19 protein-coding genes, 5 tRNA genes and 5 pseudogenes are annotated in these 23,913 nt (G+C 39.1%); 25 read left to right on the top strand and 4 right to left on the bottom strand.

Annotated elements, in window-relative coordinates:
• Positions 1-64 precede the first annotated feature (64 nt).
• The 4 genes from NYZ99_RS13690 to NYZ99_RS13680 are packed head-to-tail and all read right to left on the bottom strand — an operon-like array spanning position 65 to position 1,768.
• Entirely contained in the window at positions 65-646 is a 582-nt protein-coding gene (locus NYZ99_RS13690) for a YceI family protein (protein WP_260571714.1), read from the bottom strand.
• A 36-nt stretch (positions 647-682) separates the two neighbouring features.
• Positions 683-943: a nitroreductase family protein gene (locus tag NYZ99_RS22030; RefSeq protein ID WP_338039020.1), complete on the bottom strand. Its 261-nt coding sequence runs from the start codon at positions 941-943 to the stop codon at positions 683-685.
• Positions 940-1,317 (bottom strand): nitroreductase family protein, encoded by a 378-nt coding sequence (locus NYZ99_RS22025; protein WP_338039019.1) that lies wholly within the window; start codon positions 1,315-1,317, stop codon positions 940-942. The genes NYZ99_RS22030 and NYZ99_RS22025 overlap by 4 nt, the downstream gene beginning before the upstream one ends.
• 4 nt (positions 1,318-1,321) lie before the next feature.
• Entirely contained in the window at positions 1,322-1,768 is a 447-nt protein-coding gene (locus NYZ99_RS13680; protein ID WP_260571712.1) for a MarR family winged helix-turn-helix transcriptional regulator, read from the bottom strand.
• 131 nt (positions 1,769-1,899) lie between these two features.
• Between NYZ99_RS13680 and NYZ99_RS13675 the strand changes: the two genes are divergently transcribed.
• From NYZ99_RS13675 to NYZ99_RS13555, 25 genes and pseudogenes are all read left to right on the top strand, one after another.
• On the top strand, positions 1,900-2,211 hold the full coding sequence (locus NYZ99_RS13675; RefSeq protein WP_260571711.1) for a rhodanese-like domain-containing protein: 312 nt from the start codon (positions 1,900-1,902) through the stop codon (positions 2,209-2,211).
• Between the two features lie 141 nt (positions 2,212-2,352).
• Positions 2,353-3,552: a DUF2851 family protein gene (locus NYZ99_RS13670; protein WP_260571709.1), complete on the top strand. Its 1,200-nt coding sequence runs from the start codon at positions 2,353-2,355 to the stop codon at positions 3,550-3,552.
• Positions 3,553-3,562: 10 nt separating this feature from the next.
• Positions 3,563-3,790 carry a PspC domain-containing protein gene (locus NYZ99_RS13665; RefSeq protein ID WP_125223759.1) on the top strand — a complete coding sequence of 76 codons (228 nt, stop codon included), beginning with the start codon at positions 3,563-3,565 and terminating at the stop codon, positions 3,788-3,790.
• Between the two features lie 2 nt (positions 3,791-3,792).
• Complete coding sequence (locus tag NYZ99_RS13660) at positions 3,793-4,806, top strand: potassium channel family protein (RefSeq protein WP_260571705.1); 1,014 nt, start codon at positions 3,793-3,795, stop codon at positions 4,804-4,806.
• Between the two features lie 75 nt (positions 4,807-4,881).
• Positions 4,882-6,557 (top strand): annotated as a pseudogene (locus tag NYZ99_RS13655) (alanine/glycine:cation symporter family protein).
• Positions 6,558-6,669: 112 nt separating this feature from the next.
• Positions 6,670-7,452 carry a ComEA family DNA-binding protein gene (locus NYZ99_RS13650; RefSeq protein ID WP_420845128.1) on the top strand — a complete coding sequence of 261 codons (783 nt, stop codon included), beginning with the start codon at positions 6,670-6,672 and terminating at the stop codon, positions 7,450-7,452.
• A gap of 4 nt (positions 7,453-7,456) precedes the next feature.
• Positions 7,457-8,626 (top strand): acyl-CoA dehydrogenase family protein, encoded by a 1,170-nt coding sequence (locus NYZ99_RS13645; protein ID WP_260571703.1) that lies wholly within the window; start codon positions 7,457-7,459, stop codon positions 8,624-8,626.
• A gap of 98 nt (positions 8,627-8,724) precedes the next feature.
• Positions 8,725-8,919: a 30S ribosomal protein S21 gene (rpsU, locus tag NYZ99_RS13640; protein ID WP_138259555.1), complete on the top strand. Its 195-nt coding sequence runs from the start codon at positions 8,725-8,727 to the stop codon at positions 8,917-8,919.
• A gap of 88 nt (positions 8,920-9,007) precedes the next feature.
• Positions 9,008-9,901 (top strand): tyrosine-type recombinase/integrase, encoded by an 894-nt coding sequence (locus NYZ99_RS13635; protein WP_260571697.1) that lies wholly within the window; start codon positions 9,008-9,010, stop codon positions 9,899-9,901.
• A gap of 53 nt (positions 9,902-9,954) precedes the next feature.
• On the top strand, positions 9,955-10,257 hold the full coding sequence (gene hpf, locus NYZ99_RS13630) for a ribosome hibernation-promoting factor, HPF/YfiA family (RefSeq protein WP_260571694.1): 303 nt from the start codon (positions 9,955-9,957) through the stop codon (positions 10,255-10,257).
• A 102-nt stretch (positions 10,258-10,359) separates the two neighbouring features.
• Positions 10,360-10,433: transfer RNA gene (locus NYZ99_RS13625), tRNA-Thr, on the top strand.
• Between the two features lie 27 nt (positions 10,434-10,460).
• A tRNA-Tyr gene (locus tag NYZ99_RS13620) sits at positions 10,461-10,542 on the top strand.
• Positions 10,543-10,589: 47 nt separating this feature from the next.
• Positions 10,590-10,662: transfer RNA gene (locus tag NYZ99_RS13615), tRNA-Gly, on the top strand.
• A gap of 71 nt (positions 10,663-10,733) precedes the next feature.
• Positions 10,734-10,805 (top strand) — tRNA-Thr (locus tag NYZ99_RS13610).
• Between the two features lie 55 nt (positions 10,806-10,860).
• Positions 10,861-12,048 carry an elongation factor Tu gene (tuf, locus tag NYZ99_RS13605; protein WP_260571691.1) on the top strand — a complete coding sequence of 396 codons (1,188 nt, stop codon included), beginning with the start codon at positions 10,861-10,863 and terminating at the stop codon, positions 12,046-12,048.
• 107 nt (positions 12,049-12,155) lie between these two features.
• Positions 12,156-12,231: transfer RNA gene (locus NYZ99_RS13600), tRNA-Trp, on the top strand.
• A 57-nt stretch (positions 12,232-12,288) separates the two neighbouring features.
• A complete protein-coding gene (secE, locus tag NYZ99_RS13595) occupies positions 12,289-12,477 on the top strand; it encodes a preprotein translocase subunit SecE (RefSeq protein ID WP_099545812.1) in 189 nt (62 codons plus the stop codon).
• A 10-nt stretch (positions 12,478-12,487) separates the two neighbouring features.
• The gene (gene nusG / locus NYZ99_RS13590; RefSeq protein ID WP_260571688.1) at positions 12,488-13,039 is read left to right on the top strand and encodes a transcription termination/antitermination protein NusG; all 552 of its coding nucleotides are present in this window, start codon (positions 12,488-12,490) and stop codon (positions 13,037-13,039) included.
• Positions 13,040-13,105: 66 nt separating this feature from the next.
• A pseudogene (gene rplK / locus NYZ99_RS13585) lies at positions 13,106-13,544 on the top strand (50S ribosomal protein L11).
• Positions 13,545-13,563: 19 nt separating this feature from the next.
• A complete protein-coding gene (gene rplA, locus NYZ99_RS13580) occupies positions 13,564-14,253 on the top strand; it encodes a 50S ribosomal protein L1 (protein WP_260571687.1) in 690 nt (229 codons plus the stop codon).
• 25 nt (positions 14,254-14,278) lie between these two features.
• Positions 14,279-14,794: pseudogene (gene rplJ, locus NYZ99_RS13575) on the top strand (50S ribosomal protein L10).
• A 50-nt stretch (positions 14,795-14,844) separates the two neighbouring features.
• Positions 14,845-15,225, top strand: coding sequence for a 50S ribosomal protein L7/L12 (gene rplL, locus NYZ99_RS13570; protein ID WP_260571686.1), 381 nt, complete (start codon positions 14,845-14,847; stop codon positions 15,223-15,225).
• A gap of 131 nt (positions 15,226-15,356) precedes the next feature.
• Positions 15,357-19,166: pseudogene (gene rpoB, locus NYZ99_RS13565) on the top strand (DNA-directed RNA polymerase subunit beta).
• Between the two features lie 57 nt (positions 19,167-19,223).
• Positions 19,224-23,521 (top strand): annotated as a pseudogene (gene rpoC, locus NYZ99_RS13560) (DNA-directed RNA polymerase subunit beta').
• Positions 23,522-23,579: 58 nt separating this feature from the next.
• Positions 23,580-23,894 carry a DUF3467 domain-containing protein gene (locus tag NYZ99_RS13555; RefSeq protein ID WP_260571684.1) on the top strand — a complete coding sequence of 105 codons (315 nt, stop codon included), beginning with the start codon at positions 23,580-23,582 and terminating at the stop codon, positions 23,892-23,894.
• The last annotated feature ends 19 nt before the right edge of the window (positions 23,895-23,913 follow it).

Raw genomic sequence — 23,913 nt, 5'->3', positions numbered from 1 at the left:
CCTCTTGATTGTTTCAAGAGGGTTTTTTAATATTCTTACTTGATTATTCGCAAAAATTTAACCACTATATGGCCAAATCCACCACCAAGTCAAATTCATCATAAATGGTTTTGTCACCAAGGTTATCGAAGAAACTACCTGAACCGTAACGAACATCGTATTTGGCTCTGTCGACCTTAAGTGTGGCAGTAGCTTTGTTCTCATAAATGGAAACAACGAAGGTTACGGGATTCGTTTTCCCCTTAACAGTCAAATCACCCTTAACGGAATAGGAGTTTTTGTTCATTGACTCCGCAGAGGTAATCACCAATTTTGCTGTTGGATAGTTTTCTACACCAAAAAAATCATCGGATTTCAAATGTCCTTCCAATTTTTCCTTTCCTTCTCCTGCAGCCATATCCAAGTTGGTAATTGAGGTCATATCTACAACGAACTCTCCACCTGTCAATTTATTACCATCCATTACTAAATGACCAGATTTAAGGTTGATGGTCCCCTCATGAGAACCTGTTACCTTATAACCCTTCCAAGTAATTTTGCTTTCTTTTACGTTCACTTCTTTTTTCTCCCCATCAATTGGAGATTTGGCCGTAGCGGAAAATCCGAATACCAATGCCATTGCAATACTAAAAACTGTCTTTTTCATTTGTTTAATTTAATTGTTAGAATAAATACTGATTGTTTATAAATGGGTAAATAATTTTTCCTTTGTATACCTCACTTTGGGTAAATGTTGGGTGCTATCAGTTTCTGCCCTGTAACCAATGGCCAAAACCACTGCGGCATTGAGGTTGGAATCTTTCAACTCTAAAATTTCATTGTATTTTTCATTTTCAAACCCCTCGATAGGACATGTATCTATCTTCATAGAGGCAGCAACCGTCATTACATTACCTAGGGCTAAATACACCTGTCTCGGATGTCCAACTACTTTTAACGTCATCTCGGTAAACCCATCAACTTTGATTTCATGAAATCCGAATAACCTTGCACGGCTTCATTGGCGAGTCCTCTTGTTCTGGTTTCATTATCCAAATATTCGTCTACCAACTCTTCTCCAAAGGACTGTTTATTGGCAAATACGATAAGATGCGACGCATCCGTAATCTGTGATTGGTTCCAGGAGAAAGGTTTAAGTTTTTCCCTAAGTTCCTTATTTTCAATTATAAAAATATGATAGGGTTGAAGCCCGTACGAGGAAGCGCTTAACCTAGTGGCCTCAAGTAAGGTTTCTAAATCCTCCGCACTTACTTTTTTGTTACTATCAAACTTTTTAGTAGCATAGCGCCATTTTAAATCCTCAATTATATTTTTCATTTTATTAAAATTTATCCAATAAACTATTAAGCTCCTTTAACTCAGCTGCTGTAAAGTTTGCCAGGATGTTTTTCTCCATTTCAAATTTTATGCCATCAATCTCATTTAGAACTTCCAATCCCTTGGAAGTAATTTTTATTTCGACTTTTCTTCTGTTCTGTGGACATACATTTCTTACGACATAATTCTTGGCAAGCAGTTTATCCACCAAACGAGTGGTATTGCTCATTTTGGTCACCATCCTATCATTTATGGTTGACAGATTTGCAGGTTGATCTCCTTGACCTCTTAAAATTCGCAACACATTAAATTGTTGAATCGAAATTCCAAATGGTTTTAGAGTAACGGTCATTTCCTCATTGATTTTATTGTAGACCAAAGTCAAGTGAATAATTGTCCTTGCCTCTAAGGGAATATCTTTTTTAGTTTTAATTATCGCCTCAACATTCATGTATAAACAATATTTGTATATACAAATGTATGGATATTAAAAATTATCTTCCTATTATTTAGCTTTTAATTTTTTGTTAAAATATTTTTTATCGATTTAAGACAGATCCATTATTTTTGAAAAAAATACTTATGGCAGATTTATCGCAGGAGGAATGGGCCTCACAATTGGAAAATGACTCCAATGCCGTCATTTTAGATGTACGTACCGAAACCGAAGTAGAGGACGGTTATATTCCAAGCTCTACCAATATAGATATTTATAAGGGGCAAGGCTTTATAGACGAACTGGAGAAGTTGGACAAATCAAAGAATTATTATGTGTACTGCAGATCCGGTAACCGATCTGGTCAAGCTTGTGCCATTATGAATAGTCTTGGTTTTAAAAATGCATACAACCTGGAGGGTGGATTCATGAATTGGGAAGGCGAGATAGCCGAATAAAAACAAATTTAAATACTTAAATTGTAGACCCGCTTTGTGCGGGTCTTTTTAATTCTGCCCAATGCGAGAAGACTTACTTCACTATATCCGGAACTATAAAAAATTTCCCAAGCATGGATTGAAGGTCACTTCGGTGAGGATTTGTCAATTGTTCATTCAGGTACGCATAATCATTTAAGTGGTCCGGATTTTTTTAATGCTCAAGTCCGAATAGGAAAACAACTTTGGGCCGGCAATGTTGAGATTCATGTAAATGCATCGGACTGGTACGCACATCATCATGAGAGTGATGGAAATTACGACAATGTGATTCTGCATGTTGTATGGAACGATGATGTATCGGTTTATAGAAAGGAGGGGACCGAAATACCTACGTTTGAATTAAAAGATCTTATTGACCCCCAATTATTGAATGGATATCAAAAGTTAATGAAGGGAAATGACGGTCAATTCATTAATTGCGGTAAGGACATATGTGAAGTTTCGGAATTCAATTTTAAAAATTGGCAAGACCGATTATATTTGGAGAGGTTGGAGGAAAAGTCCCAGGTCATCATACATCTATTGGAAGAGTTTAATAATGACTGGGAAAAGGTTCTATTTACGATGTTGTTAAAGAACTTCGGCTCAAAAATAAATGGAGAGGCATTTTTTCAGTTGGGGAAGGATTTGAATTTTTCGCAAGTAAGGCACCTGATAGGGAAACCTTTGGAACTTGAAAGTCTTTTTTTTGGTATGACAGGACTGCTCGAAACAGACGATATTTTGGATTCCTATTATATAGAACTACAGAACTCTTATAGATACTTAAGTTCCAAATATGATTTGGGTACTTTCAGGTCGCCCAAAGCTTCCTTTTTTAAATTGAGGCCATTAAATTTTCCTACAATACGCCTTTCTCAATTCGCTATGTTATATTCAGGCTCCAATAATTTGTTCAATGAACTGGTTTATTGTTCTACCGAGGAAATATACAAACGATTTAGAATAAGTGCGAGTTCCTATTGGGATACGCATTTCAATTTTGGAAAAAAATCAAAAAATTCCCGTAAGATAGTTTCCAAGAAATTCATAGACCTTTTGATTATAAATACGTTAATCCCTGTTAGGTTCTGTTATTTTAGAAGTAAAGGGAACTATAATTCGGATTCCTTACTTTTCTTGATTCAAGATATAAAGGAGGAGAAAAATAGTATAATCGAGAATTTTAAGCTTTTGGGTTTGTCCGTGGATTCGGCTTTTGAGAGTCAGTCGCTCTTGCAATTGTACAGCAATTATTGCACCAAGAATAAATGTCTGAAGTGTACTGTTGGGACTAATTTATTGAATTTAAAATCCTAATTTTATCCTTATGAACATTTTGTATAATTTATTGCATTATCTACAGAAAAGGGGTTTCGAGGTTTGTAGAAGAATTGCGGATCGGCTTGGTATTAGGGCCAGGGTTGTACGTACTTCTTTCATCTATTTAACATTTGTAACCCTTGGATTTGGATTTGCCCTTTATCTGTTTTTGGCATTTTGGCTAAAAATTAAAGATTTGATCTACACCAAAAGAACATCCGTTTTTGATTTATAACTATGATAAAATTATTTCGCTCTAAAATTTACCTGGCACTTATGTTAATGCTTGCCGTCCTTCTTTTTGGGGTTTTGGGGTATAGGCTTATAGCGGATTATTCTTGGATAGATGCATTTTACATGACCATCATTACGGTAACAACCGTTGGTTTCTCCGAAGTCCGTCCAATGGGAGTGGAAGGGAAAATATTTACCGTTATATTGATTGTTACAAGTGTTTTCATTGTTGGTTTTGCCATTTCGGTAATTACAGAATATTTATTGAGCAGAAATAATCCTCAAATTTTAAAATTGAAGAAAGTGAAAAATACAGTTGATAAGTTAACGGACCATGTAGTAGTTTGTGGTTTTGGACGTAATGGAATGCAGGCCGCAGAGAGGTTAAAAGCATATAAAAAGCCTTTTGTGGTCATAGAAAGGGACAAAGAGCTTTTGGAAAAATTCGAAGACGAGATCCTTTTTATGGAAGGTGATGCCAATGAAGATGAAGTATTGCTTGCAGCAGGAATAGAAAGGGCGCAATATTTGATTGTTACACTTCCGGACGACGCGGCGAATCTTTTTGTAGTGCTTTCTGCACGTCAGTTGAATTCTAACCTTTTTATTATAAGTAGGGCTTCCCAAGTCACTTCTCAGCGAAAATTGCAATTGGCCGGTGCCAACAAGGTTATCATGCCCGATAAAATTGGCGGGGATCATATGGCCTCCTTGGTCGTAATGCCCGATCTTATAACCTTTATGGATAAATTATCGGTAGAAGGGGAGCATACAACCAATTTGGAAGAGGTGGCTATTGAGGACTTCTCGGATCAAATGGACTGCAATTCATTGCGGGATTTGGACTTACGTAAGAAAACAGGTTGTACCATTATAGGATATATAGCCCCGGATGGCGAATACATAATTAATCCGGAAGCAGACCTTCAGTTACAGCCAAAAAGCAAAGTGATTGTTTTGGGTAGGCCGGAACAAATAAGAAAGTTGAACGAAATGTTCCATATTGAGCTGAGTTAATTCAACGTTATTATTTGATTGGGTTCTTTTTTTTTGTGATATTGCCAACCAACTAACTAAAAAATAGAAAAAAGTATGAAGTATAAACTTCTGAGTTTTTGTTCTTTCATGTTACCGTTTTTATCCATGGCCCAAGAGGCTGGTGAAATGGGAATAGATGAAAAAATCGATAAAGTTTTCGGAGATCTTACAGGGTGGTTCGTAAACTTTATTTTTTATCAGATACCTTTTTCTGAAAATATCAAAATTTATTGGGTACTATTTCCGCTAATATTAGGAGCAGGGTTTTTTACTTTTTATTTCAGGTTCATCAACTTTACCGGTGTATTGACAGCCATTAAAGTTGTAATGGGGAAATACGAGGATATTGAAAAATATGGGGCCAAGGAATTATATGGTGAGGATGGTATTGCCGCTGGTGTAGATATGAACAAAGTGGAGAGTCCGGATAAGCACTTGGCGGATAACAAAGATGAGATTGTGGTTGATGGTGATATATTGGACACTATTAGGGATGAAAGTTCCAATGGAGAGGTATCCCACTTCCAGGCACTTACGGCGGCGCTTTCAGCTACTGTTGGTGCGGGAAATATCGCAGGCGTTGCCGTTGCGGTCTCCATTGGTGGGGCCGGTGCCACTTTTTGGATGATTATTGCCGGACTTTTAGGGATGGCTTCAAAGTTTGTGGAATGTACCCTAGGTGTAAAATATAGGGATGTAGGCAAGGATGGAACCATTTTTGGAGGACTCTATGTATTACCTGAACAAAGGTTTGAAAAACAAGAGTTTAGGTAAGGTGCTGGCAGGTGCTTTTGCCGTTATGTGTATTGGGGGATCCTTTGGCGGAGGTAATATGTTCCAAGTGAATCAGGCGGTACAGCTTTTTGAAAGTATGACTGGTGGTACCGAATCCTTTCTTTATGGCTACAGATGGGCTTTTGGATTAATTATGGCTATTTTGGTTGGTATCGTAATTATTGGAGGAATTAAATCGATTGCTAAAGTGACAGACAAAATCGTGCCATTTATGGTAATTATTTATGTTGGTGCATCTCTTTTTGTATTAATTGCCAAGTTTGATATGATCGGTTGGGCCTTTAATGAAATCATTCAAGGTGCCTTTGCACCGGTAGGAATTGTTGGTGGTGCTGTTGGGGTAATGATTCAAGGGTTTAGGAGAGCGGCCTTTTCTAATGAAGCGGGTGTCGGTTCTGCTTCTATTGCCCATTCCGCGGTAAGAACAAAATATCCGGCATCCGAGGGTCTAGTAGCTCTATTGGAACCATTTATAGACACCGTAGTAGTTTGTACAATGACTGCATTGGTACTTATTATAACAGGAAATGTGGATCCAGGAAATGCTGGGTTGAATGATGCGGATGCCATTTTGTTAACCTCTCGGAGCTTTTGGTTCTGTCATTAGTTGGTTTCCCTATGTTTTGACGGTTGCTGTTGTACTTTTTGCCTTCAGTACCCAAATTTCTTGGTCGTATTATGGATACCAAGCTTGGGCATATCTTTTCGGACGAACTAAAAAAACAGAGTATACCTATAAAATTATTTTCTGTCTATTTGTAATTGTAGGGGCCTCGGCGAGTATGAGTTCTGTAATTGGGTTTTCAGATGCCATGATTTTTGGTATGATGGTGCCAAACATGGTAGGAATTGTAATATTGGCACCAAAGGTGAAGGGTGAACTTAAAAAATACATGGACGCCATTAAACTTAAGGTCAAGGCAGTTACTGAATAGTCTTTTAATCTTACAGCATTGAAACAATCCCACTTCAAGTTTACTAAACAGGAACGAAGTGGGATTTTCTTTTTAGTATTCCTAATAGTGTTGGTTCAAACTTCTTTACTGGTTGTATCAACATTATTCAAAAGTATATTCCGCTCCGTTGATATTGGATAATGATATACAAGTAAAAATAGATAGCCTAAAGGAAGAAGGAGAAAAAAAGGAATCATTGAATATGTTCCCTTTCAATCCAAACTTCATATCTGACTATAAAGGATATACATTGGGTATGTCGGTAGAAGAGATTGACCGACTTCATAAGTATAGGGATGATGATCAATTTGTAAATACGAAGGAAGAGTTTCAGAAAGTGACGGGTGTATCGGATTCCATTCTAAATCTAATATCACCCTATTTTAAATTTCCTGAGTGGGTAAATAATCAAAGAAACAATTTGAAGGATGTTACAAAGCAGGAGAAAGAGAATAAACCGTCATCAGTTGTGGTTAAGGATTTAAACCAGGTAACTCTAGAAGAATTAAAAAGCATTAATGGGATTGGAGATATCCTCTCCGAGAGAATACTAAAATTTAGGGATAGATTAGGTGGGTTTATAGTGGACGAGCAATTGTATGACGTTTATGCGCTAAAGCCTGAAGTCGCCGAGCGTATTCTTAAAAAGTATAGGGTGTTAAAAGTACCCGAAATTCAAAAGATAGATATTAATACGGCAACGGCATGGGAACTATCCAAAATAGTATACATATCTAGAGGCGTAGCGGAAGGAATTGTAAGGTACCGAAATGAAAAAGGTGAAATCCTATCCTTTGGGGAATTGATTCAAATCGAGAATTTTCCAGCAGATCGGATTGATAGAATTCCATTATATTTGTCGCTCAAAAAATAATGCTATGAACAGTATGTACTTCACTGAGGAACATATTTTATTTAGGCAGAGCCTAAATGATTTTTTGCAGAAGGAAGTTGTTCCCCATATAGAAGAATGGGAGAAAACCGGGACTATTGAAAGATTCATTTGGGAAATGTTTGGTGAGATGGGATATTTCGGTCCGGCCACTCCTGAAAAGTTTGGTGGTTTGGGATTGGATATTTTTTATACCGTTATCCTTTTAGAAGAGTTGCAAAAGATTAATTCCGGGGGCTTCGCCGCAGCTATCCGGGCACATGCCTATCTCGCAATGACTCATCTGAACAAAGAGGCAGGCGATGAAATTAAAGAAAAGTATTTGGTACCCAGTGTAGAAGGGAAAAAGATAGGCTGTCTTTGTATCACGGAACCCTTTGGGGGAAGTGATGTTGCGGGAATGAGAACAACGGCGGTCAAAAAAGGGGACATTTATGTCTTAAATGGTTCCAAAACGTTTATCACAAATGGAGTTTATGCGGATTATATGGTAGTTGCCGCTAAGACGGATACCAGTTTGGGTAACAAGGGAATCAGCATTTTTGTGGTAGATCGCAAAAGTAAAGGTGTATCAGCGAACAAATTGAATAAACTTGGTTGGCGTGCCTCGGATACGGCGGAATTGGCTTTTGACAATGTTGAAGTTCCTGCGAGTAATTTAATGGGAGAAGAGAATATGGGGTTTTCTTATATCATGGAGCATTTCAGCTTGGAACGATTGATTATGGGAGTCAATGCCCATGCAAGGGCAGAATATGCTTTGGAATATGCGATGCAGTATATGTCTGAGCGAGAGGCTTTTGGTAAAACCATAAACCAATTTCAAGCATTGCGCCATCGAATAGTAGATCTTCATTCTGATATTGAAATCTGTAAACAATATAATTATTATGTGGCCGGTAGACTGGATAAAGGGGAGTATGTGGTAAAGGAAGCAACCATTTCCAAACTTAAGTCCACCAAAATGGCCGATGAGGTCGCTTATGAATGTCTTCAATTTTTGGGTGGTTATGGATACATCGAAGATTACCCCATGGCCCGTTTATTACGCGATAGCAGATTGGGACCTATAGGTGGGGGTACTTCAGAGATATTAAGAGAGATTATTGCCAAAATTATCATAGATAAAAAGGAATATCGTCCTGCAACAAACTAAAGAGTGATTTTTTCATCAAAAAATTAAATAAAGTTGTCCATATTAAATTAGTTTTTATCTTTGCGGCCTTAATCACAAAAGAAAGGAGGTTGTAGCCCATGTTAATTATACCAGTAAAAGAAGGAGAAAACATAGACAGAGCTTTAAAACGTTTCAAAAGAAAGTTTGACAAGACAGGTACAATGAGGCAGTTGAGAAAACGTCAACAGTTTACTAAGCCTTCTGTTGAGCGAAGAGCTCAAATACAAAAAGCACAATATATTCAAAGTCTGAGGGACCAAGAGGAAATTTAGAAATTGATACAAAGAAAATTATAATCCCGCATCATGCGGGATTTTTTGTTTTAGGTATTTTTTCTAATGCAATTCCTAACTTTGGTAAATGTTTTTAAATCAATTCTTGGACTATCTTTCTTTAGAGAAAAAATATTCTGAACATACGTATAGAGCCTATGGAAAAGACCTCTTGGAGTTTCAGGATTTTTGTAAGTCCGAGATTGAGGTTGAGGACATAGATTCGGTAGCGTACAACATTATCAGAAGTTGGGTAGTTTCCTTGTCGGATACCGGTATTTCAAATAGGACGATTAATAGAAAAATTGCCTCCCTTAAGGCATACTATAAATTCCTGCAAAAGATTGAGGCAATTAAAACAAGTCCTCTTGCCAAGCATAAGGCTTTGAAGACTCCTAAAAAGTTGGAGACTCCGTTTTCTGAAATTGAAATGGAACAAGTGCTAAATGAAATAAGTTATTCCAATGATTTCGAAGGTAAGAGAGATCAGCTTGTGATTCACATTTTATATGTTACAGGTATAAGAAGGGCGGAATTGGTAAATCTTAAACTTAAGGATGTAGACCTTGTAGAAAAAACTATAAAGGTTTTGGGGAAAAGAAATAAGGAGCGTATTATTCCTTTGTTGGAGGAATCCATTACACTTCTTAAGCATTATTTATCCGAACGAAACTCATTGTTTATAGGCGAGAATTCAGAGTTTTTATTGTTGACCAATAAGGGCAATAAAATATATGAAACCCTTGTTTATAGAATTATAAATAAGTATTTTAGAAAGGTTTCCGCTAAGGTTAAAAGGAGCCCACATGTTTTGAGGCATACTTTTGCTACGCATCTTTTAAATAAAGGTGCAGATTTGAATTCGGTAAAGGAATTGTTAGGTCATGCTAGTTTGGCATCCACGCAAGTTTATACACATAATGGTATAGCGGAGTTGAAAAGAATACATGCTTCTTCCCACCCTAGAGGGAAAAACAAATAGATTGTTTAATTCCGTCCCTTAAGCATCAAAAAGGGGCATTAAAATTTTAGCTTATGAAAGTAAACGCACAATCCGTTAATTTTAATGCAGATGTTAAATTGATTAATTTTCTGCAAAACCGTTTGGATAAGCTGGAGACTTTTTATGACAAGGTCATCAGTTCCGATGTTTATTTAAAGGTTGAGAATACAAGTTCTAAAGAGAACAAGATTGTGGAAATTAAGTTAAATGTTCCAAAGAATAATTTCATGGTAAAAAAGCAGTGCAAATCCTTTGAAGAGGCAGTGGATACAGCGTGCAGTTCATTGGAGAGAAAATTGATAAAGAGAAAGGAAAAATTAAGAGCTAATGCATGAATAAAATTTTTTGAAATTTGTTTTGAAAAAACAAATAAATCTATACATTTGCAGTCCGTTAGAAATAGCGGACTTTTTTATGCTAAAAAAAGTATGAAAAGTGCCGATGTAGCTCAGCTGGCTAGAGCAGCTGATTTGTAATCAGCAGGTCGTGGGTTCGAGTCCCTCCATCGGCTCCGAAGTTCTTAAAATACTGGTAAAGCGGGGAGATACTCAAGCGGCCAACGAGGGCAGACTGTAAATCTGCTGACTATGTCTTCGCAGGTTCGAATCCTGCTCTCCCCACATAGCTTTGACTATCAGTATTTAAATGAAATTTTGAAAATTAATAAGCGGGAGTAGCTCAGTTGGTAGAGCGTCAGCCTTCCAAGCTGAATGTCGCCGGTTCGAACCCGGTCTCCCGCTCTATTTTCTTGACTTTATTGTCATTCCTGCGAAGGCAGGAATCCATCAGCGAGGTGGATTCAACACTTTACGCCGGTGTAGCTCAGGGGTAGAGCGTTTCCTTGGTAAGGAAGAGGTCACGAGTTCAAATCTCGTCATTGGCTCAATTAAGGTATAAATTTGTACACTAATATAAACTAAGATTAAAATTCAATAAACATGGCAAAGGAAACTTTCGATCGTTCCAAACCGCACTTAAATATTGGTACTATTGGACACGTGGATCACGGTAAAACTACATTGACTGCTGCTATCACAGAGGTTCTGTCTAACGCAGGTCTTTCTGAAAAGAGAAGTTTCGATTCTATCGATAACGCTCCGGAGGAAAAAGAAAGAGGTATCACAATCAATACATCACACGTTGAGTATCAAACTGCTAACCGTCACTATGCGCACGTTGACTGTCCAGGTCACGCGGATTACGTAAAGAACATGGTTACTGGTGCCGCTCAGATGGATGGTGCTATTTTGGTTGTTGCCGCTACAGATGGTCCTATGCCACAAACTCGTGAGCACATCCTTTTAGGTCGTCAGGTTGGTATTCCTAGAATCGTTGTTTTCTTGAATAAAGTAGACATGGTTGACGATGAGGAATTGTTGGAGCTAGTTGAAATGGAAGTAAGGGAATTGCTTTCTTTCTACGAGTATGATGGTGACAATGGTCCCGTTATTTCCGGTTCTGCTCTAGGTGCATTGAACGGTGAACAAAAATGGGTTGATACTGTTATGGAATTGATGGAGGCAGTTGATAACTGGATCGAATTGCCTGAGAGAGATGTTGATAAGCCTTTCTTGATGCCTGTTGAGGATGTATTCACTATCACTGGTCGTGGTACTGTTGCAACTGGTAGAATAGAAACAGGTGTTGCCAACACTGGAGACGCTGTAGATATCATTGGTATGGGAGCTGAGAAATTATCTTCTACTATTACTGGTGTTGAGATGTTCCGTAAGATTTTGGATAGAGGTGAGGCTGGTGACAACGTTGGTATCTTATTAAGAGGTATTGAGAAGTCTGATATCAAGAGGGGAATGGTAATTTGTAAGCCAGGATCTGTTAAGCCACATGCTAAGTTTGAAGCTGAGGTGTATATCTTGAAAAAAGAAGAAGGTGGTCGTCACACTCCATTCCACAATAACTATCGTCCACAGTTTTATGTAAGAACTACTGATGTTACCGGTAATATTTCTTTGCCTTCTGGTGTTGAGATGGTAATGCCAGGTGATAACCTTACAATTACTGTAGATTTGATTCAGCCAATCGCGCTTAGCGTAGGTCTTCGTTTCGCTATCCGTGAAGGCGGTAGAACCGTTGGAGCTGGTCAGGTGACTAAGATTTTGGATTAATCCAATCTTTTAATGCAATAATATATTTTAAGGGTGTCCGTCTTTTGACGGATACCTTTAAATGTAAATATAAAGGCGTGTCATATGAGAAGTTATGATACGCAAATACGGGTGTAGCTCAGTTGGTAGAGCACTGGTCTCCAAAACCAGGTGTCGGGAGTTCGAGTCTCTCCTCCCGTGCCAAAATTGGAAAATTAGGATAGGCGGTATCCTGAATTTTTGAAACTTAATACAGTAGAGATGCTTACATATATTAAAGAATCCGTTGAAGAACTAAGGAATAATGTTACCCTTCCTTCCAGGGCTGAGGCCTCAAACTTAATGGTAGTGGTTGCAGTTTTTTCAATCATTTTCGCATTGGCGACTTGGGGTGTGGATACGGTCTTTAGCAAAGTAGTTCAATTGTATTTTGATTACGTATTAAACTAATTTGAGCTCTATGTCAGAAGTATTGGAAAAGAAATGGTATGTAGTAAGAGCTGTAAGTGGTCAGGAAAACAAAATCAAAGGCTACATAGAGAGTGAAGTGGAGCGTCATGGTTTTTCCGATTATTTGGAAGAAGTTTTGGTTCCAACTGAAAAAGTAATTCAAATTAGGAACGGAAAGAAAATTAATAAGGAAAGGGTTTATTTTCCGGGATATATTATGGTAAAAGCCAATTTGGGAGGTGAGATGGTTCACATTATTCGATCCATAACCAATGTTATTGGCTTTTTAGGTGAAACCAAAGGCGGTGATCCAGTGCCTCTTAGAAAGTCTGAGGTAAACAGGATGCTAGGTAAGGTAGATGAGTTGGCCGTGAATACGGATAGTGTGGCTATACCTTTTGTATTTGGTGAAACCGTTAAGGTTATCGATGGTCCTTTTAATGGTTTTAATGGTACCGTGGAAAAGATAAACGAAGAAAAGCGTAAGCTTGAAGTAATGGTAAAGATTTTTGGAAGAAAAACACCATTGGAGTTAAGCTATATGCAGGTAGAAAAGATTTAAGATAATTGTTACATATTTAAAAGTTGTGTTGCTTCCATTAACACACTTTCAATTTAATTTTAAACAATGGCAAAAGAAGTAGGTAAAGTAGTTAAGCTACAAGTTAGGGGAGGTGCAGCGAATCCATCGCCACCGGTTGGACTCCGCCTTAGGTGCTGCCGGTGTTAACATCATGGAGTTCTGTAAGCAGTTCAATGCTCGTACACAGGACAAACAAGGTAAGGTTTTACCAGTTGTTATCACCGTTTACAAGGACAAGTCTTTTGACTTCGTCGTTAAAACACCACCAGCGGCAGTTCAGCTATTGGAAGCGGCTAAGATTAAAAAAGGATCTGGCGAACCTAACAGAGTAAAATTGGGTAGTGTAACCTGGGATCAAATCAAGGCAATAGCCGAAGATAAGATGGCAGACCTTAATGCATTTACGATAGAATCGGCTATGAGTATGATTGCCGGTACTGCTCGTTCAATGGGTATGAAGGTTGCAGGTAAAAGACCTTTTTAAAATCTTAAAAAGCAATTAAATGGCAAAGTTGACAAAAAAGCAAAAGGAAGCGCACTCCAAAATTGAAAAGGATAAACTTTATTCTTTGGAAGAGGCTTCTGCTTTAGTAAAAGAAATAACAAGCACAAAGTTTGATGCATCTGTTGATATAGCTGTCCGTTTGGGTGTAGATCCCCGTAAGGCGAATCAAATGGTACGTGGGGTGGTGACACTTCCTCATGGTACCGGTAAAGATTTAAAAGTATTGGCTTTGGTGACTCCGGATAAGGAAGCCGAAGCTAAAGAAGCAGGTGCTGACTATGTTGGATTGGACGAATATTTGGATAAAATTAAAAATGGTTGGACAGATGTTGATGTAATCATCACTATGCCAAGCGTTATGGGTAAACTTGGACCTTTGGGACGTGTTCTAGGGCCAAGAGGTTTAATGCCCAATCCAAAAACGGGTACAGTGACTATGGATATTGCTAAGGCGGTATCTGAGGTTAAAGCTGGTAAGATTGATTTTAAAGTTGATAAGACGGGTATTGTTCATGCTGCAATCGGGAAGGTTTCTTTTTCCCCTGATAAAATTGCAGGTAATGCAAAAGAGTTATTGGAAACTTTGAACAAGATGAAACCAACTGCTGCAAAAGGTGTATACATGAAAAGTATTTTCTTGTCTAGCACTATGAGTCCTAGCGTTCAATTAGACCCAAAGTCAGTTTAAGCACTGCTAGTTAAAAATATCAATTATGACAAGAGAAGAAAAAGCAACGGTTATACAAGATTTAACTACGCAGTTGGGTGAAAATTCCATTATTTATCTAGCGGATATTTCTCGGAATGGATGCAGGAACAACCTCTGATTTGAGAAGAGCTTGTTTTAAGGCAAATATTAAACTTGCAGTAGTTAAAAATACATTGCTTGCAAAGGCAATGGAAGCTTCCGAAAAGGAATTTGGTGAACTTCCGAAGTATTAAAGGGGAATACCTCTTTAATGTTCTCTGAAGTAGGTAATGCTCCGGCAAAACTTATTAAGAATTTCAGGAAAAAATCCAATAAACCTTTATTGAAAGGTGCTTTTGTAGAGGAAGCAATTTATGTGGGTGATGAAACTTTGGATGCTTTAGTGAGCATTAAGTCTAAAGAGGAAATGATTGGAGAAATCATCGGATTGTTACAATCTCCAGCGAAAAATGTTATTTCCGGACTTAAATCTGGTGGAGGTAAACTTGCCGGAATCCTTAAGACATTATCCGAAAGATAAGTACGCACTAAAAACTAAGTATATTTTAAAATTTTATTAAACGATAGAAAATGGCAGATTTAAAAGATTTCGCAGAACAATTGGTTAACCTTACAGTAAAAGAAGTAAACGAGTTAGCTGATATATTAAAAGAAGAATACGGTATTGAGCCTGCTGCTGCTGCAGTAGCTGTTGCTGCTGGTGGTGGTGCCGCTGAAGCTGGTGAAGCTGCAGAGGAAAAATCAGAATTCGATGTAATTTTGAAATCAGCAGGAGCTTCTAAGCTTGCTGTAGTTAAATTGGTTAAGGAATTAACTGGTTTAGGATTGAAAGATGCTAAAGATATCGTTGATAGCGCACCAAAAGCTGTTAAAGAAGGTATCGCTAAAGACGAGGCAGAAGGTATCAAAAAATCATTGGAAGAAGCAGGAGCAGAAGTTGAGCTTAAATAATAGCTTTACCATATTGCATTTGGTTTAGGTCTTTTCGCATTTTGCGGCTAGACCTAAGCCTTTTTATAGAATCAGGTATATTAAGTGATATACCACCCCAATAGTACTCACGATCAAAACACTGTCCGTAGATGTTCACAAATCAGACTGAAAGAATAAATTTTGCATCCGCTAAGAATACTCCGCAGTATCCGGATTTCTTGGATATTCAGATTAAATCCTTTCAAGATTTTTTTCAACTTGAAACCAAATCTGATCAAAGAGGTGATGAGGGATTGTACAATACCTTCATGGAAAACTTCCCCATAACTGATACTAGAAATCAGTTCGTACTGGAATTTTTAGATTATTTTATCGATCCACCAAGATACTCCATTCAAGAGTGTATTGAGCGGGGTCTTACTTATAGCGTTCCGTTAAAGGCTAGGTTAAAGTTATATTGTACCGATCCGGAACACGAAGATTTTGAAACTATTGTACAGGACGTTTATTTAGGGACAATACCCTACATGACTCCAAGTGGTACTTTTGTTATAAATGGAGCGGAAAGAGTAGTGGTTTCCCAATTACACCGTTCTCCTGGTGTATTCTTTGGACAGTCTTTCCATGCAAACGGTACAAAATTGTATTCTGCCAGGGTTATTCCTTTTAAAGGTTCTTGGATAGAATTTGCTACCGATATCAATGGCGTAATGTACGCTTATATTGATAGAAAGAAAAAATTACCCGTAACCACCCTATTTAGAGCCATTGGTTTTGAAAGGGACAAGGATATTTTGGAAATTTTTGACCTTTCAGAGGAAGTTAAGGTTTCCAATGCAGGTCTTAAAAAGGTACTAGGACGTAAACTTGCTGCAAGGGTTTTGAACACTTGGCACGAGGATTTTGTGGATGAGGATACCGGTGAGGTAGTTTCCATTGAGAGAAACGAGATCGTTTTGGATCGTGATACAGTTCTTGAGAAAGAACATATTGCAGAGATTTTAGAGGCCGACGTTAAGACAATTCTTTTGCATAAAGAGAATAATGCGCAGTCTGATTATGCGATTATTCATAATACACTTCAAAAGGATCCAACGAACTCTGAAAAGGAGGCTGTTGAACATATTTACAGACAATTACGTAATGCCGAGCCACCCGATGAGGAAACGGCCAGGGGTATTATTGATAAATTGTTCTTCTCAGATCAGCGTTACAACTTAGGTGAAGTTGGTCGTTATAGAATGAACAAAAAATTAGGTCTTGATATTGGAATGGACAAACAAGTTTTGACCAAGGAAGATATCATAACCATTATAAAATATTTGATTGAGCTTATCAACTCGAAAGCGGAGATTGATGATATAGACCACCTTTCAAACCGTCGTGTTCGTACGGTAGGTGAACAATTGTCTCAACAATTTGGTGTGGGTCTTGCACGTATGGCAAGAACAATTCGTGAGCGTATGAACGTACGTGACAATGAGGTGTTTACTCCTATCGATTTGATTAATGCAAAGACTTTGTCTTCTGTAATCAATTCATTCTTTGGTACAAACCAGTTATCTCAGTTTATGGACTGAGACCAATCCACTTGCTGAGATAACGCACAAAAGAAGATTATCTGCACTTGGGCCAGGCGGTCTTTCCAGGGAAAGAGCAGGTTTTGAGGTACGTGACGTTCACTATACGCATTATGGACGTCTTTGTCCTATTGAAACACCTGAAGGTCCGAACATTGGTTTGATTTCTTCACTCTCTGTATTTGCCAAAGTGAACCCAATGGGCTTCTTGGAAACTCCATATAGAAAAGTGGAAGACTCTAAGGTTGATTTAGAAAATTACACATATTTAAGTGCCGAGGAAGAAGAAGGAATGAAGATTGCGCAGGCAAATATTCCTTTAAAGGAAAATGGGCAGATAGATACCGATAAGGTTATTGCAAGGGAGGAAGGTGACTTCCCAGTAGTTGATCCAGCCGAAATCCACTATACGGACGTTGCTCCAAACCAAATTGCATCCATATCCGCATCCTTGATTCCTTTCTTGGAGCATGATGATGCTAACCGTGCCTTGATGGGATCCAACATGATGCGTCAGGCGGTTCCTCTTTTAAAACCTCAATCTCCAATTGTGGGTACAGGTCTTGAAAGGCAAGTGGCCTCGGATTCTAGGGTTTTGATAAATGCTGAAGGTGATGGTGTCATCGAATATGTAGATTCACAGAAAATCATCATCAAATATGATAGGACTGATGAGGAAAGATTGATTTCTTTTGATGAGGATGAGAAGACGTATTACTTGGTAAAGTTCAGAAAGACGAATCAAGGTACTAGCATTAACTTGAAGCCTATTGTTAAGAAAGGGGACAGAGTTAAGAAAGGTCAGGTATTGTGTGAGGGATATGCAACCGAGAAGGGTGAACTGGCTTTAGGTAGAAACCTTACAGTAGCGTTCATGCCTTGGAAGGGATATAACTTTGAGGATGCAATCGTAATTTCTGAGAAAGTGGTTAGAGAAGATATTTTTACCTCTATCCATGTTGATGAATATTCTTTGGAGGTGCGCGATACCAAATTGGGTGCAGAAGAGCTTACCCATGATATTCCGAACGTTTCCGAAGAGGCAACAAAGGATTTGGATGAAAATGGTATGATTCGTATTGGTGCCGAAGTGAAGCCAGGAGATATCCTTATTGGTAAGATTACTCCAAAAGGGGAATCAGACCCAACTCCGAAGAGAAGTTGTTACGTGCCATCTTTGGTGATAAAGCAGGTGATGTAAAGGATGCTTCTTTGAAAGCTTCCCCATCTTTACGAGGTGTGGTTATCGATAAGAAGTTGTTTTCAAGATCTGTAAAGGATAAGAGAAAGCGTTCTGAGGACAAGGAGGAACTTTCCAAACTGGAATTGGAATATGAAGTTAAATTCCAAGAGCTAAAAGATATATTGGTAGAGAAACTATTTACCCTGGTAAATGGAAAAACTTCCCAAGGTGTATTGAATGATTTGGGTGAGGAGGTATTGCCAAAAGGTAAGAAATATACCATGAAGATGTTGAACTCCGTGGACGATTTCGCACACTTGGTGAGCGGAAGCTGGACTACGGATACGGATACCAACAATTCTGTTGCCGATTTGCTTCACAACTATAAGATCAAGTTGAACGATCTTCAAGGAAACTTGAGAAGGGATAAGTTTACGATTTCCGTTGGGGATGAATTACCAGCGGGTATTATGAAATTGGCCAAAGTCTATATTGCCAAAAAACGTAAGCTTAAAGTAGGTGATAAAATGGCGGGCCGTCACGGTAACAAAGGTATCGTATCCAGAATCGTGCGTCAGGAGGATATGCCTTTCTTAGAGGACGGAACACCGGTTGATATTGTATTGAACCCGTTAGGTGTACCTTCCCGTATGAACATTGGTCAGATATATGAAACCGTGTTGGGTTGGGCCGGATTGAAACTGGGTAGAAAATTCGCTACCCCAATTTTCGATGGTGCATCCTTGGATGAAATCAACGCCTATACGGATGAGGCCGGTATCCCTAGATTTGGGCACACACATCTTTATGATGGTGGTACAGGGCAGCGTTTTGACCAGCCGGCAACAGTTGGTGTTATCTACATGCTGAAATTAGGTCACATGGTAGATGATAAGATGCATGCACGTTCCATAGGACCTTACTCTTTGATTACGCAACAGCCATTGGGTGGTAAAGCACAATTTGGTGGTCAGCGTTTTGGGGAGATGGAAGTTTGGGCCTTGGAGGCGTACGGTGCATCGGCAACCTTACGTGAAATATTGACCGTTAAATCGGATGATGTTATCGGCAGGGCCAAGACCTACGAATCCATCGTAAAAGGTGAGACGATGCCGGAACCTGGTTTGCGCGAATCTTTCAATGTATTGATGCACGAGCTTAAGGGATTAGGTTTGGATATCAGGTTGGAAGAATAACGATGGTCTTTAAGAGGCTGTTTTAAACACATTTAAAATCATTATCAGTACGCTATTATGGCTAGATTAAAAGATAATAACCAAGTAAAAAGGTTTGATAAAATTTCAATCGGATTGGCTTCGCCCGAAGCAATTTTGGCAGAGTCCGAGAGGTGAGGTTTTAAAGCCTGAAACAATCAATTATAGAACCCACAAACCGGAACGTGACGGATTGTTCTGTGAGCGTATATTCGGACCTGTGAAGGACTACGAATGTGCGTGTGGAAAGTATAAGAGAATCCGTTACCGAGGTATTGTTTGTGACCGATGTGGTGTTGAAGTTACCGAGAAAAAGGTACGTAGGGATAGGGTAGGTCATATCAATTTGGTGGTTCCTGTCGCACATATTTGGTATTTCCGTTCCTTACCGAATAAAATTGGGTACTTGTTAGGGCTGCCTTCCAAAAAATTGGATATGATCATCTACTACGAAAGGTATGTAGTAATTCAGCCTGGTATCGCCAAAGGTCCTGAGGGAGAGGAAATCCAAAAAATGGATTTCTTGACTGAGGAGGAATATCTGAACATTTTGGAATCCATTCCACAAGAGAATCAATACTTGGAGGATACCGATCCAAACAAGTTCATCGCCAAGATGGGTGCGGAATGTTTGATAGATCTTTTGGGCAGAATCAATTTAAAGGAACTATCTTTTGAATTGAGGCACAAGGCAAATACGGAGACTTCCAAGCAAAGAAAAACCGAGGCTCTAAAGAGACTTCAAGTTGTGGAGGCCTTAAGGGAGTCCCAGGACAATCGTGAGAATCTTCCGGAGTGGATGATCATGAAGGTTATTCCGGTAATTCCGCCGAATTAAGACCGTTGGTTCCTTTGGACGGTGGACGTTTCGCAACTTCAGATTTGAACGATTTGTACAGAAGGGTCATTATCAGAAACAATCGTTTAAAAAGGTTGGTTGAGATAAAGGCACCGGAAGTTATTCTTAGAAACGAGAAACGTATGCTTCAGGAAGCCGTGGATTCTCTTTTTGACAATACAAGAAAAGCATCGGCGGTTAAAACGGAATCAAATAGACCTTTAAAATCCCTTTCGGATTCTTTGAAGGGTAAACAAGGTCGTTTCCGTCAAAACCTTCTTGGTAAGCGGGTGGATTACTCTGCACGTTCGGTTATCGTTGTAGGATCTGAAATGAAATTGTTCGAATGTGGTCTTCCAAAAGATATGGCTGCCGAGCTGTACAAGCCTTTCGTAATTAGGAAATTAATTGAAAGGGGCATTGTAAAAACGGTGAAGTCCGCCAAGAAAATAATAGATAAGAAAGAGCCTGTTGTTTGGGATATTTTGGAAAATGTCCTGAAAGGACATCCGGTATTGCTGAACCGTGCCCCTACATTACACAGATTGGGTATTCAGGCATTTCAGCCCAAATTGATTGAAGGTAAGGCTATTCGTCTGCACCCATTGGTTTGTACCGCCTTTAACGCGGATTTTGATGGTGACCAGATGGCGGTTCACCTTCCGTTGGGTCCTGAGGCCATTTTGGAAGCACAACTGTTGATGTTGGCTTCCCATAATATCTTGAACCCGGCAAATGGTTCGCCAATTACGGTACCTTCCCAGGATATGGTCTTGGGTCTTTACTATATGACAAAAGAGCGTAAATCAACGCCGGAAGTTCCAGTAAAAGGTGAAGGTTTGACTTTCTATTCCGCAGAAGAAGTGGAAATCGCTTTCAACGAAGGAAAAGTTGCGTTGAACGCCGGTATTAAAGTTAGGGCGAAGGATTTTAATGAAGCAGGAGAATTGGTATACCAGATTATTCCAACTACCGTGGGAAGGGTATTGTTCAACATGGAAGTGCCCGAAGCTGCCGGTTATATCAATAAGGTATTGAACAAGAAATCTCTAAGGGATATCATTGGTGACATACTTTCCGTTACCGATGTGCCAACTACTGCGGATTTCTTGGACAAGATCAAGACTATGGGATACGAGTTCGCTTTTAAAGGCGGATTGTCCTTCAGCTTGGGGGATATCATTATCCCGAAGAAAAGCACGATATGATCAATGATGCCAACGGTCAGGTCGATGGTATTATGGCCAACTATAACATGGGTCTAATCACCAATAACGAACGTTACAATCAGGTAATCGATGTGTGGACTTCCACGAACGCCATGTTGACCGAGTTGGCCATGAAGCGTATCAGGGAAGATCAGCAAGGCTTTAACTCCGTGTATATGATGCTTGATTCAGGTGCTAGGGGTTCCAAGGAACAGATTCGTCAGTTGACAGGTATGCGAGGATTGATGGCGAAACCGAAGAAATCGACTGCAGGTGGTGGAGAGATTATTGAAAACCCGATTCTTTCCAACTTTAAGGAAGGTCTTTCAATTCTTGAATACTTTATTTCTACGCACGGTGCACGTAAGGGATTGGCGGATACGGCTCTTAAAACAGCTGATGCCGGTTATCTAACGCGTCGTTTGGTAGATGTTTCCCAAGATGTTATTATCAATATCGAGGATTGTGAAACCTTACGTGGAGTAGAGGTTCAGGCATTGAAGAAAAACGAGGAAATAGTGGAGTCCTTGGGAGAAAGAATTCTTGGACGTGTATCCTTGCACGATGTCTATGACCCAATTTCTGAGGAGATGTTATTGAAGGCCGGTCAGGAAATCATGGAGTCCGATGTTAAGAAAATTGAGGCTTCCGCTATTGAAACGGTTGAAGTGAGATCAGCATTGACTTGTGAGGCACAACAAGGAATTTGTGCTAAATGTTATGGTAGAAACCTTTCAACCAATAAGATGGTTCAAAGGGGTGAGGCAGTTGGAGTTGTGGCAGCACAGTCAATCGGTGAACCAGGTACTCAGTTGACACTTCGTACCTTCCACGTGGGTGGAATCGCTGGTAACATTTCCGAGGACAATAAATTGGAGGCTAAATTCTCCGGTATTGCCGAAATTGAGGATTTGAGAACGGTTAAAGGTGAAAACTCAGAAGGTAAGATAGTAGACATCGTTATTTCTAGAACTACCGAAATTAAGGTGGTTGATGCCAAAACAGGTATTACTCTAAGCACCAATAATATCCCATACGGTTCGCAATTATTTATAGAAGATGGAGCCAAGGTTCAAAAAGGAGATTTAATTTGTTCTTGGGATCCGTATAATGGTGTTATTGTATCAGAATTTCCGGGTAAAATTGCCTATGAGAATATTGAGCAAGGTGTAACTTATCAAGTAGAGATTGACGAGCAGACTGGATTCCAGGAAAAGGTAATTTCAGAGTCAAGAAACAAAAAGTTGATTCCTACGCTACTTATTCAGGATAGTAAAGGAGAGACATTACGTTCTTACAACCTTCCTGTAGGTTCCCATATCATGGTGGACAATGGTGATAAGATTAAAGAAGGTAAGATTTTGGTGAAAATCCCACGTAAGTCTGCAAAGGCAGGGGATATTACCGGTGGTCTTCCAAGGGTAACCGAATTATTCGAAGCCCGTAATCCATCTAACCCAGCGGTAGTATCCGAAATTGACGGTGTAGTCTCATTCGGTAAGATAAAAAGAGGTAATCGAGAGATTATCATCGAGTCCAAGTTAGGAGAAGTCAAGAAATACTTGGTGAAACTCTCCAATCAGATTTTGGTTCAGGAGAACGATTATGTGAGAGCTGGTATGCCACTTTCCGACGGATCGATTACGCCGGAGGATATATTGGCCATCAAGGGACCATCGGCTGTACAACAGTACCTGGTAAATGAAGTGCAGGAAGTATATCGTTTACAAGGTGTAAAAATTAATGATAAACACTTTGAGGTGGTCGTTAGGCAGATGATGCGTAAGGTTAGAATAGAAGATCCGGGAGATACTATTTTCCTAGAGAACCAATTGATTCATAAAGATGATTTTATCATCGAAAATGATGAGATTTTTGGAAAAAAGGTTGTTATGGAAGCTGGTGATTCTGAAAATCTGAAACCAGGACAGATTGTTACTTTAAGGGAGCTTCGTGATGAAAACTCAATTTTAAAACGAAGTGATAAGGCTTTAGTTGAAGCTAGGGATGCAATTGCAGCAACGGCAACACCTATTTTACAAGGTATAACCGGAGCTTCCTTGCAGACCAAATCGTTTATATCCGCTGCATCGTTCCAGGAAACTACTAAAGTACTGAACGAAGCTGCCGTAAGCGGTAAAGTAGATACTTTAGAAGGACTAAAAGAAAATGTTATCGTAGGCCACAAAATACCTGCTGGTACGGGTATGAGAGACTATGAAAACATCATAGTTGGTTCTAAGGAAGAATACGATGAGATAATGGCGAGAAAAGAGGCCTTGAGATTCTAATACTAAAAAGCCCTCATTAAATGAGGGCTTTTTTAATTGTTAATTTTGATATATACCGATGAGCGAAAATAAAAATCAGAATCAAAAACAGATCAATATTGAGCTGGACGAAAAAACTTCGGAGGGAGTTTACTCTAATTTGGCTATCATTAATCATTCGGTCTCGGAATTCGTGGTTGATTTTATCAGCTTGATGCCGGGCGCGCCTAAAGCAAAGGTAAAGAGTAGAATTATTCTTACGCCCCAACATGCCAAAAAGTTTTTAAAGGCTCTTAATGATAATGTACAGCGCTTTGAGAAGGCACATGGTACCATTAAGGATTATGAGCAGCCAACCATACCATTAAACTTTGGTCCAACAGGAGAAGCATAAAAAGAGCCACTTTAAGTGG

The sequence above is a fragment of the Maribacter litopenaei genome (genome assembly GCF_025244665.1).
Lineage (GTDB): Bacteria > Bacteroidota > Bacteroidia > Flavobacteriales > Flavobacteriaceae > Maribacter > Maribacter litopenaei.
Note: the sequence above shows the minus strand (reverse complement) of the source record. Positions and strands in the feature narration are given on the sequence as shown.